Genomic DNA, 12,723 nt, shown 5'->3' with positions numbered 1-12,723 from the left:
TTTCAGACATTTACAGAGGAGATGAGCATGGAGCGCGACAACGACAGCAGCGCCTACATCACCACCACACAAGCGCTGGAAAGCCTTTACGGCCCCGTCGCGGCGCCCTCGATTCTCAAGGAAGTCGACCATATTCATCCGGTTTATCAGCCCTTCATAGCGGCTGCCTCCTTTGTGATCCTCGCTTCCTCGGGCCCCGGAGGGCTGGATGCCTCGCCGAGAGGCGACGCGAACGGGTTCGTTCATGTCCACGACAGCAAGACGTTGTATTTGCCCGACCGCCGCGGCAACAACCGCATCGATTCGCTGCGCAACATCGTTGAGGACCCCCGGGTTGCGCTGCTCTTTCTCGTGCCTGGCGTAGGGGAAACCTTGCGCGTGAACGGCACGGCGAGGATATCGGTCGAGCCAGCACTGTTGGCTCGGTTCGCGGTGAATGGGCAGCTCCCTCGAACGGTGCTGGAGATCACCGTAGCCAGCGTTTACTTCCAGTGCAGCAGGGCTGTGATCAGGGCGGGGCTGTGGGATGTGACACGGCAGATCGAACGCAGCGCACTGCCCACCGCAGGCGAGGTCTTCAAGCGTATTTGCCCCTCGAAAGTAGATGGCGATGCTTACGACAAGGCCTTGCCAGGGCGCATTGCGAGCACGCTTTACTGACGGTTTCGCCGAGGCAGGGGGCAGTTGGCTAATCCGCCCCCTTTTGCCATGGCTGTTCAAACCCCGGCAACGGCCTCGCGCACGAAGTCTTCATAGGTGCGTAGCGGGTGGCCAATGAGGGTCTGGAGCCGTTCCACCGTCCCTTCGGCGGCCTGCATGCCGAATGCCTGAATCGCCGCCATCATCAAGCGCATGTCATACGCCAGCCAGGCGGGACCGTACGCAGCCAGTTGCCCTTCGAAAGCGGCTACGTCATCACCCCCATAGGCGATCTCGCGACCCAGGGCGGCGCTCCAGATCTTCGCCACGGACACACCGGTCAGCGCTTGCGGCCCGATCAACTCCAGCGTGACCCGATCCAGCGCGCAAGAGGCCCTGTCGCGTCGCAACAACTCGGCCACGGCGACGTCGGCGATATCGCGTGCATCGATCATCGAGACACCCGCCGAACCGATTGGCATCGGGTAGACCGAGTAGTCCTGGATCGTCTGTTGGACCATGCGGTCGTTCTGCATGAAGTACGCCGGGCGCAGGATGGTGGCGGGGATGTCGAGGCTTTCGATCATGCGCTCGACCGTATGCTTGCCGGTGAAGTGCGGAACGTTGGTGAACGTGTCGGCATGGATCACCGACAGATAAACGATGCGCTCGATGCCAGCCTCGCGAGCGAGGTTCAAGGTGATGAGCGCCTGAGTGACCTCATCGGGGGTGACGGCATTGAGCAGGAACAGTGTACGCACCGACGACAGCGCAGCGCGCATCGAGGTGACATCGGTGAGGTCCGCGACGACTTCAGTGACGCCTGCCGGAAACTCCCGCTTGCCTGCCTGGCGCACGAGGGCCTTGACCTCGGCGGCGGCGTCAGCCAGGCCTTGGGTGACGAGTGAACCAATAGTGCCCGTGGCACCGATGACGAGAATGCTCATATTTGAAACTCCTGCATGGGATTTTGGGGTTCGCAACGACCTGCGTCAGCGCGATCGTTGGGGCGGATCAGTACAGCGTGTTAACGGTCTTCATCGGATCAAGCTTCGATGACGAGACAGTATTGCGTTGCACTTGAAAAACGAAGACGCCAGAATCCAGACACATCGTTTCAAAAATGGAACAGCATGAATCTGAACGCGCTGATCGATTTCCTCCTCGTCGCCTCCAATGAGGGGCTGGGGAAGGCCAGCCGCGCCAGCGGTATTTCCAAAGCCACCCTGTCGCGCCGAATTTCCGACCTGGAAGAGCAACTGGGTGTGAGGCTGATCGAGCGCAGCGCTCGCGGTCTGAAACTCACCGAAGCTGGCGAGAGACTGGTGTCTCGAACTGAAGGCCCGCTGAGTGAAGTCGCCGAAGCCATGACGGCTGCCCGCGAGGGTGTTTCGACACCTCGTGGTCGCTTGCGAGTGGCTGCTCCGGTCCTGTTCTCCCAACTCGCGATGGGTCGCGTCGGGGCCGAATTCTGCGCGGCCTACCCGCAGGTCGAAATTGAAGTCGTGGCGGAAGATCGCATGGTGGATCTGGTGGAGGAACAGTTCGACGTCGCCATTCGGATCAACCCGAGCCCGGACAGCAACCTGGTCGGCCGGTGCTTCGCCAAGGACCGGTTGGTCGTCGTGGCGGCGCCCCAAATACCCAAGCCCGTGCCTGGCGCGATCCGTGCCGTTCTCGCCATCGTGACGTCGACGTTCCAGCCCACCCAATGGCGTCTCGATGGTGGGCAGCTGGTTCTGGAGCCGATCCCTAAGCTGCGATTTTCCTCGCTGCTGATGGTCCGCGATGCCGCTGTCGCCGGTGGCGGTGTTGCCCTCATTCCCCAATCCATCGCCGGGAGTCAGCTTGCCTGTGGCGAGCTGGTTCAGTGGGGCACGGTGTCGGGCACAGAGCCAGCGCTTTGGGTTTTGCATACCTCCAGGCGCCTTGCGCCTCCAAAGGTTCGCGCATTCGTGGACTTCATATGCGCTAGGTACCCGGACCTGTCTTTGGTTTTGAGTGGGTAGAGCAGTCTTCAGAGGTTTTCAGGATCTGTAGAAACTGTCCGGTCACGCCGACTTCAGCGGACCGCTCTGTCTGAAGCGCTCAGGACAAATCATGCAGATCCTTGGCAAGCGCGGGCCCGAGCTTCCAGTCCGAAAAAAGCACCTTCAATCCGCCTCTCTTGGGGCTGCAAGCCATCGGGCCGACCCGGTAACCCGGCGCGACAGGGAAGGGACACAACCGCACCAGAGGCCAACGTTTTCCGTCGGACGAAACCTGTAGCCGCAGCACGCCATCCGCGACCGTGGCGCGCACCCAGAAGTCGCTGGGGTCTGCTGCATAAGGGCTGGTCGCCCAATCGGACTTTCTATCCGTGAGAACGCTGCTGAGCATGGCTTGCCCGTCGCTCAGCTCGATCCCGGCCTTGATCCATTGCCGCTCGTTGACCCGACCATGATGCCGGCTTGGTCGTATAGGGCCTCGAAGGTGCCGCGAATACGGAGCTGGCATGTGAAATTGGAAGGGGCTTCAACGCCCAGGAAATGGCCGCTGTCGTGGGTGAATCCGTAGTGGGTTTCACGCCAGAAGTCAGTTTGCTCGTCCGTCAGGATTTCCAGCGTGGTTTCGCTGAGTGAACGGTGGATTTTCGGTTCATTCAGCCATGATCCGTAAAGCAGGCTGCTGGGTGGTGCGCTGGCGGTTGAGGCGTTTTGCTGTTTGGCATCCTTGTCGTGTTTATCAAACATTGTCATGACTCCCTCACTTAAAGATCAGTAGTACTCCGAGCTTCGTCATCAACGCTTGCTTGGGAAAAATCAGATACCGACAGAGTCTTGAACGACTTGCGCAGACTTTCAATCACCTGGTTGATAGCGCTCTTACATGCGACTGCGGTGCGGCTAGCCTTCGAACTCCGTTTGCAACATCGTCAAAAACGCTTCTCTGGCGGGATGCCGACCAGCGTTTTCGTGCCAGTAAAACAGGTTGTCGATCCCCGTCAGCTCTGGGAATTCATACCCCGTCCAACCAGCCCCCTGGCGATATTGCTCATAGATCCCCCGAGGCACCAGCGAGACGCCTGCACCCGCACTGACGCAGCCAACGATGGCGCCATAACTGGCGATGCTGATGATCGGTTGCATTTGCTCATGACGCAGCAGCCACTGCTCCAGCGCTAACCGGTATGGACAGCCCGTGGGCCACATGAAGATCGCCTTGCCTCGCAAATCTGTCGCGCTGCGCAACGGGCCATGAGACTCAGACGCGATGAGCACCAGGTCTTCGCGGTACATCACGGCTCGCTTGAGCCCCGGCCGCTCTACGTCGACCGCTACGATCACGCCGTCGAGCCGGTGATGCTGGATATCGTCCAGCAACTGCGCCCAGGTGCCCGTGCTCAGCTCCAGTGACACTTGCGGGTACTGCGCGTGGTATTTGGCCAGCAACTGAGGCAGGCGCCCCGTGGCGCTGGACTCGATCGCGCCAATGCGCAACGGGCCGCTCGGTGCGCGGGTGGGGGCTACTGCGCGGCGGGCCTCTTCTGTCAGGTTCAGTATTTTTGTCGCGTACTCCAGGAACACTTCACCCGCCGGGCTGACCCGCAGCCCGCGACCTTCGCGGAAGAACAACGGCGTGCCGAGTTCCCGTTCCAGGGATTTGAGGCGGGCGGTGATGTTGGACGGCACGCAGTGCAGCATTTCGGCGGCGCGGGCGATGCTGCCGGTGTCGCAGACCGTCTTGAGCATGCGCAGTTGGGACAGTTCCATAGCTCACCAAAAGTGAATGATTGGCTGAGTTTAAGTCACTTGTGCTGATGGGAGGTGGTTTCGATACTTCGGGGCAAATCAGCCAGACGCTCAGTGAGCAGGAACTCTCGATGGAAATGCGCTGTGTGCCGTTTGAAGGTTCTTCCAGCAAACCTGGTGCGAAAATTTTCCTGGCGACGATGTTCGTGATTCTTTGCTGGGCCTATTCGCCGATTGGCATTCGCATCGGCTTGCAGGCTTACGAACCCGGTCAACTGGCGTTGATGCGGTTTCTCATTGCTTCGGCGTTCATGGCTCTTGTCGCGATGGTGAAGGGCATTTCCCTGCCGCGTATCAGGGATCTGCCATTGCTGGCGGTGTTGGGTTTCTTTGCCGTCAGTCTGCATCACATCGCCCTCAATTGCGGCCAGCGGGGCGTCAGTGCCGGGGCGGCCAGTGTGTTGGCCCAGTCCACACCTTTGTTCAGCACGTTACTGGCGAGTTTTGTTTTCAAGGAAAGAGTCGGCGGGTGGCAGTGGGGGTGTGTGCTGTGCGGCTTGCTTGGCGCTGGCGTGGTCGTCGCGGGGGATCGTGGCTTGGGTGACATGGACGCCCATGGACTATTGATCCTGTTGGCGGCGCTGTCCTGGAGCCTGTATTTCGCTTTGCAAAAGCGCCATTCCCATCGTTATGACGGATTGACCCTGGTTTGTTACACCGTCTGGTCGGGCACGATCCTGTTGTTCATTTTCGCGCCAGGAATGTCGAGCGCGGCGCGACAGGCTCCGGTTTCGGTGAATCTGGCGATGTTGGTTCTCGGTATTTTCCCCAGCGCGCTGGCGTACCTCGCTTGGGCTTACGTGCTGGCGCACAGCAATGTGAGTCGTGCCTCCATGGCGCTTTACCTGATACCGCCCACGGCGATGTTGATGGCTTCTTTGGTGCTGGCTGAGCGCCCGTCGGCGATGGTTGTTGTTGGGGCGGTGATCGTGTTGATGAGCGTGCTGGCGTTGAGGCTTGAGCCGGGGAGTGGGGCAAAAGTCGGTTGATTCTGTCGTGGATGTAGGCAATGACGTTGGATGAGGGACCACGGAGCAGCGTCCTACGGACAGGCGACCGCTTTGGGATAAAACGCAGAAGTCTCTGACAACTTTTTAGGGTTGGCCTTCGGAAACACCGGTCTTACGATCTGGCGTTGTCTCGGTGCTCCGTGTGGCATCCGGCACGCTCAGTTTTGTTTTATATCGTGAGGACAGATCGATGCCTGAAACCCTATACGTCAAGGCCTTGGCGCACGCCACCGATGTTTTCGGTGGTCAACGGTTGGCTGAAGACTGGTTGAGGAGGCCCTGCACGTACCTGGACGATCAGGTGCCATTGGAGCTGATCGATAACCCGCCGGGCTTTCAGGTAGTAGAGGATTATCTGGCCCGGATTGAGCTGGGGGTTTATCAATGAGTCCTTGTTCTGCTGCGCGGTTTTTGGGTCTGCTGCGCAGCCCAGCGGGGATAAATCCCCTCGCCACAGGTTGCGTTATGCCTACAACTTCGAACGATCGTTCCTCACGCTCTGCGTGGGAATGCCGCCAGGGACGCTCCGCGTTCCGCTTCTGGAGGGTGACGCAGAGCGTCACGGGATGCATTCCCACGCGGGAGCGTAGGAACGATCATCCGAACGAGCGGGTGCATTATTTCTTGACCGGGTAATCCTGCCCCCACACCCGTACGGTGCTGACCGCCTCATTCATGCCTTCGAACACGAATTTCTGCCGCACGGCGGTCTTCGGCGGAATGGTGACTTCGTCCGGGTTGTCCAGGCCGGTGAGGCGGTTGGCATAACCCGCTTGGTCAATGGCCAGCAGCACGCCGGTCTGGCCGAGGTTGATCAGGCGCAGTTGGGTGTCGGTGCTGTTCTTGAAGCCGAGGGTGATGGTGTAGTTCTCATCGCTGGGTTCGAGCTTCAATACCTCGACCGCGATGCGGTCTTTCATTTGCTCGCCAGAGGCAACGATCGCGGCGCCATCGGTGCCCTGGACTGACTCGCGGCCATCGAGCACGCCCTCGCTGACGCCGCCCAGCAGGTTCTTGCCGGCGGTAATGAACGTTGAGACGGCTGACTTGGTCGAGTCCTTGATGAGGCTGCCGTCGGTTGGCTCGCCTTCGGCCAGGCACAGCGAACTGAACAAGAGACTGGAGACGAGGAGGGTGGTGCGTGACGGCAGAAGATTCATACCTGAGTCCTTGAGGTGGGCTGCAACATCGCCCATCAGCAGGGCGAACGGCATGATAGCTGTGATCAGCGACCCGTTGCTATGCGCCGCTGACGTCCTTGAGTTTTTCCGACATCTTGACCAGCGCCGCCAACGAGTCTGCCTCCATCTTGCGCATCAAGGCGCCGCGCCGCACTTTCACGGTCACCTCGCTCAAACCCAACTGGGCGGCCACTTGCTTGTTCAGCAGCCCCGAGACCACCAGCTCCATCACATCCCGTTCCCCGTCAGTCAGCCCGGTATAACGGCGTTTCAAGTCGTCCACCAGCGCCGAAGCCTTGCGCCGTTCCTTGTCGCGGTCCAGGCCCAGGCTGATTGCATCGAGCAGGTCCTGCTCGCGGAACGGTTTGGTCAGGAACTCCAGGGCGCCGGCCTTCATGGCTTTGACTGACATGGGAATGTCGCCATGGGCGGTGATGAACACAACCGGGACGCGAATATTCAGCCGGGCCATTTCCTGCTGGAAATCCAGCCCGCTCAAACCGGGCATGCGTACGTCGAGGATCAGGCACGCAGGAACATCCGGCAGGTCGGCGTCCATGAACTCACGGGCCGAGCCGAAGGCCAGGCTCGTCAGGCCCACCGAGGCCAGCAGGTCTTGCAGCGATTCGCGCACTGAGCTGTCATCGTCGACGATGTAGATCATCGATTCGGCAAGGTCATGAACGTCAGTTTGGCTCATCGGATTCCCTTGTAACGGCTGGCAGGGTGAAGTGGAAGGTCGCGCCCGTCTGCGGATCGCTTGAGGCCCAGAGACGACCGTCATGGGCTTCGATGATTGAGCGGCTGATCGCCAACCCCATCCCCATGCCATCCTGCTTGGTGCTGTAGAAGGCCTCGAACACTCGCTCTCGGTCGCTTGGCGATAGACCGCTGCCCTGGTCGGAAACCGAAAACAACAGTTGCTGGCGTGACTCCAGCGCCACATCAAATTGCAGGATCCGGCGCTCGACGTCTACCTGGCGCATCGCCTCGAGCGCATTCATCGCCAGGTTGAGGATGACCTGTTGGATTTGCACCTCGTCCGCGAGCATCGGTGGCAGGCCCTCCTGAACATGCACGCGCAGAGTGATGTTCTGCTCATTCAGCTCTCCGGCCAACAGTCGCAGCGCGGCGTTGACCGTGTCGGCCACGTTCAGCCATTGCTTGGTCGGCGCTTGATGCCGGGCCATGCTGCGCAAGCGGGCAATGATTTCACTGGCCCGATGGGTGTCGGCGATGATTCGTTCCACGGCCTGCTGGGCTTTGACCAGGTTGGGCGGTTCGGTGGCCATCCAGCGCAGGCAGGCGCCGCCGCTGGTGGCCACCGCCGCCAATGGCTGGTTGACTTCGTGGGCAATCGAGGCAGCGAGCTCGCCCAACATGTTGATGCGGGCAATGTGCGCCAAGTGGGCGCGGGTCTGATGCACCGTACGGATCGCGGCGGACAGGCGTAGCGCCAGATACGTCGTGCCGGCTATAGCCGCAAGGCTGATCAACACATTGATCAGCCCGGCCTCGGTGTCGCCAAAGCGCGTGAACCGATAACTCAGGATCGTCAATATCATGCAGATGACCGCTACGCCGGCCACTGCGCGCGCTGGCAGGATCCGCACGGCGATCAGCACCACTGCGATCTGGAAGACCCCGACCGCAATTTCCAGATCGGTGACGGTATCGATTGCGGCAATGCCCAGCGCCAACCCCAGTAACAGCAGCAGGCGAAGCGTCATCTGGGTGCTTCTCATGGGGTGTTCATCTCGCATCGCTCCAACGCTCGGGCCTGATCCACGCAGTTTATACCGCCAACTCAGGATGGATTGTCCAGGCTGAACAGATCGGCCACTTCGTCATAGGCAAACAGCTCGGCGTAGCGTCCCCATTGCGTGACGCAATCCAGGGTATTGGCGGCGTCGTGCTCGGACATGAAGTCCTCCAGTTGATCGCGAAAACGCCTGGCCGGTGCCGTGCGGGTAGGGCGATCGTCCAGCACCCTGCGGATATGCCCCACCAGGGGCACGTATTTGAGCAAGTGCTGGGCGAACAGTTGCTTGCGCTCATCCACCGTGGAGTCGGCGTAGCGTTGCCCGGCCGGCAGCAGCGTTATGTGGCCGTCCTGCATGCTGGCCAAGCGCATGAGTTGCAGCACCTCGGCGACCGGAAACAGGTCACTGGCGGTGTAGCGCAATACCGCGGCGAGCTCGCGCAAATCCGCCTGGCCGGCAAACGGCTGATCCTGCACCGCTTCGATCAGCCCAGCCAGGGCGTTGGTGGAAATCGTCGGCAAGACCATGCCCATGCCCGCGCCTGCAAACATGCCCTGGCGTGGCGAGCCGGCATTCGCTCCCCCGGCCATTTGCACATAGATGTGCTCGACCAAGGCTTGGAAGGCCGGGTCCGTGCGATTGCGCGGCTGACGCAGGTCCACGCTGATTTCCTGCATGACCCGCCCCGGGTTGGAGGAAAAAATCAGGATTCGATCGCACATCAGCACGGCTTCTTCGATGTTGTGCGTAACCATCAAGATGGAGCGGATCGGCATCCGCCCCTCGCCCCACAACTCCAGCAGGTCAGTGCGCAGGGTTTCGGCGGTCAATACGTCGAGCGCGGAAAACGGCTCGTCCATCAACAGCACATCCGGGGCGACCACCAGGGCCCGGGCCAGGCCGACGCGTTGGCGCATGCCGCCGGACAGTTCTTTCGGGAAAGCGCTTTCGAAACCATCGAGGCCGATCATGTCGATGGCGGCCAAGGCCCGACGTCGGCGCTCCGGGGCCGCCACGTCCAGGGCCTCGAGGCCGATCTCGACGTTCTGCAGCACGGTCAGCCAGGGGAACAGGGCGAAGCTCTGGAATACCATGCGTACCGAACTCGAAACCCCTTGCGCATTGGCCGGAAAATCAACCATGCCGGTGGTGGGTGAAATCAGGCCGGCGATGGAGCGCAGCAGGGTCGACTTTCCAGACCCCGAACGCCCCAGCAGGCCGACGATTTCCCCGTCGTCCAGGTGCATGCAGACGTTGTCCAATACCACTCGCTCGGCACCGCCCGCCGTGCCATAGACATGTCCCAGTTGCTGCACGTCGACGAGGCAACGCTTGTCTATCACTTCCATTGCTTGACCCTCAATCAATTCGAAGCCGACGCTCGGCAAAACCGTACAGCGGACGCCACAGCAACCGGTTGAAACCCACCACGAAAATCGACATGACCGAAACCCCCAGCGCCACCCGTTGCAGATCCCCCGCCGCGGTGGCCTGGGCGATATAGGCCCCCAATCCGCAGGCGTAGAGATGCTCGTTGCCCCAGGAAACCGCCTCGGCGACGATGCTGGCGTTCCACGAGCCACCCGCTGCGGTGAGGGCGCCGGTGACGTAGTAGGGGAAAATGCCGGGCAGCGCGACTTGGCGCCACCACTGCCAACCGCGCACGTGGAAGCTGCGCGCCGCCTCGCGCAAATCGGTGGGCAACGCGCTGGCCCCTGCAATCACGTTGAACAGGATGTACCACTGGGTGCCCAACACCATCAGCGGCGACAGCCAGATATCCGGGTTGAGCTTCAGGGCGACGATGGCGATCACCGCAAACGGAAACAGGACGTTGGCCGGGAACGCCGCCAGCAACTGCGCGACGGGTTGCAAGCGCTCGGCCCAGCGCGGGTTCAAGCCGATCCAGACGCCGATGGGCACCCAAAGCACGCTGGCCAGGACGATTAGCACGGCGACTCGCAGCAGGGTGGCCAGGCCCAGGCCAAAGGTGCTGATCACGTCCTCCAAACCCAGGGTGCTGCCAATGAAGTGCGACAATTGCAGGATGCCGATCATGCAGGCCGCGACGACCAGGACGATCCAGACCACCTCGGATGCACGGCTGAAGCGGGCACTGGGCTTGAAGCCGAGCCGAGGCAGCCGGGGAAGCTTGTCCAGGAATAACGCGGCCTTGATGCCAGTCAGTGCTTGCAGCACCCAGGGCACAAGACGTGTCGAGCGCAGCAGATCGTAAACCCTGGACCGTGGGCGCTTCTGGGAGGCGGTCTGTTCGAAGCGAAACTTGTCCGCCCAGGCAACGATCGGCCGGAAAAACAGCAGGTCATACGCAATGATCACCCCGACCATGGCCAACACTGCCCAAGCAATCGCGGCAATATTTTGCTGCGCGATTGCCAAGGCCAGCCATGAGCCGATGCCCGGCAAACTGACAGTTGTATCGCCCACGGTGATCGCCTCGGAGGCAACCACAAAAAACCAGCCGCCCGACATCGACATCATCATGTTCCACACCAGTCCCGGCGTCGCGAAGGGCAGCTCGAGCTTGATGAACCGTTGCCATGGCGAAAACGAGAACTGTCGGCTGACTTCATAAAGGTCGTGAGGCACGGTTCTCAGTGATTGATAGAAGCTGAAGGTCATGTTCCAGACCTGGCTGGTGAAAATGGCGAAGATCGCCGCGCATTCCACGCCGGTTTCCTTGCCGGGAAAAAGCCCCATGAAAAACACGACGGTAAAGGTGAGAAAGCCAAGTACCGGCACGGATTGGAGAATGTCCAGGGCGGGCAGGATAACGATTGCCGCTTTGCGGCTTTTGGCGGCCAATGTGGCAACGACTACAGAAAAGATAAATGAAGCAAACAAGGCGATGAACATGCGCAACGTGGTGCGCAGGGTATATTCCGGCAAGTGGACCAGATCAAGGGATAGCGGCGAGGAATCAAGGGCGCCGAGGGGCTGGCTCATTTGATCGAGGCCATACCCTATGAACGCAGCCAAGAGCAGCAGAATGCTGAACAGCGCAATATCCGCCAACCAGGAAGTGGTAGCGGCTTGTTCCCTGTTTTTAAAGGAAGTAAGTGCCGGCGCAGGGAATGAAGGGCGCATTGATCACCTCTGTTAACACGATTAAAAGCCAGGGTGTGACCTCGCCAGCGGCCATTGGAAGTCGTGAAATTAAAGTGTGCTCGACCTGGCGCGTTAAATGTCCGGCAAGATTAGGGGGTGTCTTCGAATATGGCCAGAATGCCTTGGGACATGAAAATATACTTTGGTATATCGGAGGGCAGTTTCCCTCGTTTCCAGCCGAAATTGTTCATTGGCCACTTTGGGTGATCCTTGCAAGCATGGTCATCCGGAAGGGAGAATGGCCGATTTCTAACCACGGTCGCAGGCTTTGCTCAGGCGCCTGCTGGCCGGTCACAAAAAGCCATCGGGCGTTTGCCCGCGACTCAGATCTGATTCTTCCACCCAGGCCACACGAAAACGTAAATGAAAATAGTATTCATCGCTTCGCTAGGAATGTTATCGCTCATTCAAACATCGTTATCCCTCGCGGATAGTGCCAATGGGAAAAACCTCTATTTGCAAAGATGTGCCATGTGTCATGGAGCAGACCTCAAAGGAACAGGGCCGCTGGCTAATAAGAGCAATCCCCCTACACCCGACCTTACAACGCCCGCTTTCAAGAAACGGCTAAATGATTATCCGGGTGTAATTGTGTCATCGATAATACTTCGCCCAAATGGAGACTTGATTCCAAGAACTTTGCGAGAGAATGGTGTAAAGCTACCGCCGTACGCTTGGCGGGTTGAGAGCCTGCGCGATTTAAATCAGTACATGAGTGGTGTGATTTCAAAAAGTCGATGATGTTCGAGGTGGCCACTTCGTTTTCTTGTGAATATAACCAACGGGGTTATTGAGCGTCGATGAAACCGGAGTCGTGCAGACCAGGTTGGCTCACAGAAAAACGCGCGGCGAGGGCTACGCTTTTCGTCTGATCCGTATTTTGCTGTTACAGCTGCCTCTGTAATGCACCCAGCTCCCACCCCAGAATAGCCACGCGGCTGGCCTATCAGGCCGCCCGTGTACTGCAATTTTTTGCTTCAGGAGTGCTCATGGCGAAGATGGCGATTTTTCTAGGTGGGTTTTTGGCTCTGACCCTTTTGATCGGCGTGCTGGCGACGATTTCGCCCGTATAGGCTGTGGCGAGGGGCTGGGCTACTCAGCAGCCCCAAAAAGCACTCCAAGTGATCGACCGGTCAATTGATCGTTCCCATGCTCTGCGTGGGAACGCCTCTACGGACGCTCCGCGTTCGACTCTTGAAGGGACGCAGAG

At 59.8% G+C, this 12,723-nt stretch carries 11 protein-coding genes and 2 pseudogenes; 5 read left to right on the top strand and 8 right to left on the bottom strand.

The features are described 5' to 3' along the window. The first annotated feature begins 27 nt into the window (after positions 1-27). A complete protein-coding gene (locus J9870_RS17960; protein ID WP_210639321.1) occupies positions 28-660 on the top strand; it encodes a pyridoxamine 5'-phosphate oxidase family protein in 633 nt (210 codons plus the stop codon). Positions 661-716: 56 nt separating this feature from the next. Here J9870_RS17960 and J9870_RS17955 read toward each other — a convergent pair whose 3' ends face one another. Further along, complete coding sequence (locus J9870_RS17955) at positions 717-1,586, bottom strand: NmrA family NAD(P)-binding protein (protein ID WP_210639320.1); 870 nt, start codon at positions 1,584-1,586, stop codon at positions 717-719. 186 nt (positions 1,587-1,772) lie between these two features. Here J9870_RS17955 and J9870_RS17950 point away from each other — a divergent pair, with 186 nt between their 5' ends. Then, positions 1,773-2,648, top strand: a complete 876-nt coding sequence (locus J9870_RS17950; protein ID WP_210639319.1) for a LysR family transcriptional regulator — start codon at positions 1,773-1,775, stop codon at positions 2,646-2,648. A 79-nt stretch (positions 2,649-2,727) separates the two neighbouring features. Here J9870_RS17950 and J9870_RS17945 read toward each other — a convergent pair. Then, positions 2,728-3,302: pseudogene (locus tag J9870_RS17945) on the bottom strand (DUF1349 domain-containing protein). Positions 3,303-3,524: 222 nt separating this feature from the next. After that, positions 3,525-4,391, bottom strand: coding sequence for a LysR substrate-binding domain-containing protein (locus J9870_RS17940; protein WP_210639318.1), 867 nt, complete (start codon positions 4,389-4,391; stop codon positions 3,525-3,527). Positions 4,392-4,501: 110 nt separating this feature from the next. On the opposite strand from J9870_RS17940, the gene J9870_RS17935 reads away from it, so the two are divergent. After that, positions 4,502-5,419 carry a DMT family transporter gene (locus J9870_RS17935; protein WP_210639317.1) on the top strand — a complete coding sequence of 306 codons (918 nt, stop codon included), beginning with the start codon at positions 4,502-4,504 and terminating at the stop codon, positions 5,417-5,419. Positions 5,420-5,645: 226 nt separating this feature from the next. Further along, a pseudogene (locus J9870_RS17930) lies at positions 5,646-5,828 on the top strand (MbcA/ParS/Xre antitoxin family protein); the annotation flags it as partial. A 229-nt stretch (positions 5,829-6,057) separates the two neighbouring features. Here J9870_RS17930 and J9870_RS17925 read toward each other — a convergent pair. The 5 genes from J9870_RS17925 to J9870_RS17905 all read right to left on the bottom strand — a co-directional run bounded on the left by J9870_RS17925 (position 6,058) and on the right by J9870_RS17905 (position 11,351). Next, positions 6,058-6,600, bottom strand: a complete 543-nt coding sequence (locus J9870_RS17925; RefSeq protein ID WP_210639315.1) for a hypothetical protein — start codon at positions 6,598-6,600, stop codon at positions 6,058-6,060. Between the two features lie 79 nt (positions 6,601-6,679). After that, positions 6,680-7,321 (bottom strand): response regulator transcription factor, encoded by a 642-nt coding sequence (locus tag J9870_RS17920; protein ID WP_210639314.1) that lies wholly within the window; start codon positions 7,319-7,321, stop codon positions 6,680-6,682. Beyond that, positions 7,308-8,366 (bottom strand): sensor histidine kinase, encoded by a 1,059-nt coding sequence (locus J9870_RS17915; RefSeq protein ID WP_246883019.1) that lies wholly within the window; start codon positions 8,364-8,366, stop codon positions 7,308-7,310. The genes J9870_RS17920 and J9870_RS17915 overlap by 14 nt, the downstream gene beginning before the upstream one ends. A 62-nt stretch (positions 8,367-8,428) precedes the next feature. Beyond that, positions 8,429-9,733, bottom strand: a complete 1,305-nt coding sequence (locus tag J9870_RS17910) for a nitrate/sulfonate/bicarbonate ABC transporter ATP-binding protein (RefSeq protein WP_210639313.1) — start codon at positions 9,731-9,733, stop codon at positions 8,429-8,431. A gap of 10 nt (positions 9,734-9,743) precedes the next feature. Beyond that, the gene (locus J9870_RS17905) at positions 9,744-11,351 is read right to left on the bottom strand and encodes an ABC transporter permease subunit (protein WP_246883018.1); all 1,608 of its coding nucleotides are present in this window, start codon (positions 11,349-11,351) and stop codon (positions 9,744-9,746) included. 525 nt (positions 11,352-11,876) lie between these two features. Here J9870_RS17905 and J9870_RS17900 point away from each other — a divergent pair. Beyond that, positions 11,877-12,254, top strand: coding sequence for a cytochrome c (locus J9870_RS17900; RefSeq protein WP_210639311.1), 378 nt, complete (start codon positions 11,877-11,879; stop codon positions 12,252-12,254). Positions 12,255-12,723 lie beyond the last annotated feature (469 nt).

The organism is Pseudomonas sp. Tri1 (genome assembly GCF_017968885.1).
Lineage (GTDB): Bacteria > Pseudomonadota > Gammaproteobacteria > Pseudomonadales > Pseudomonadaceae > Aquipseudomonas.
This window is presented reverse-complemented; position numbering and strand designations above follow the sequence as displayed.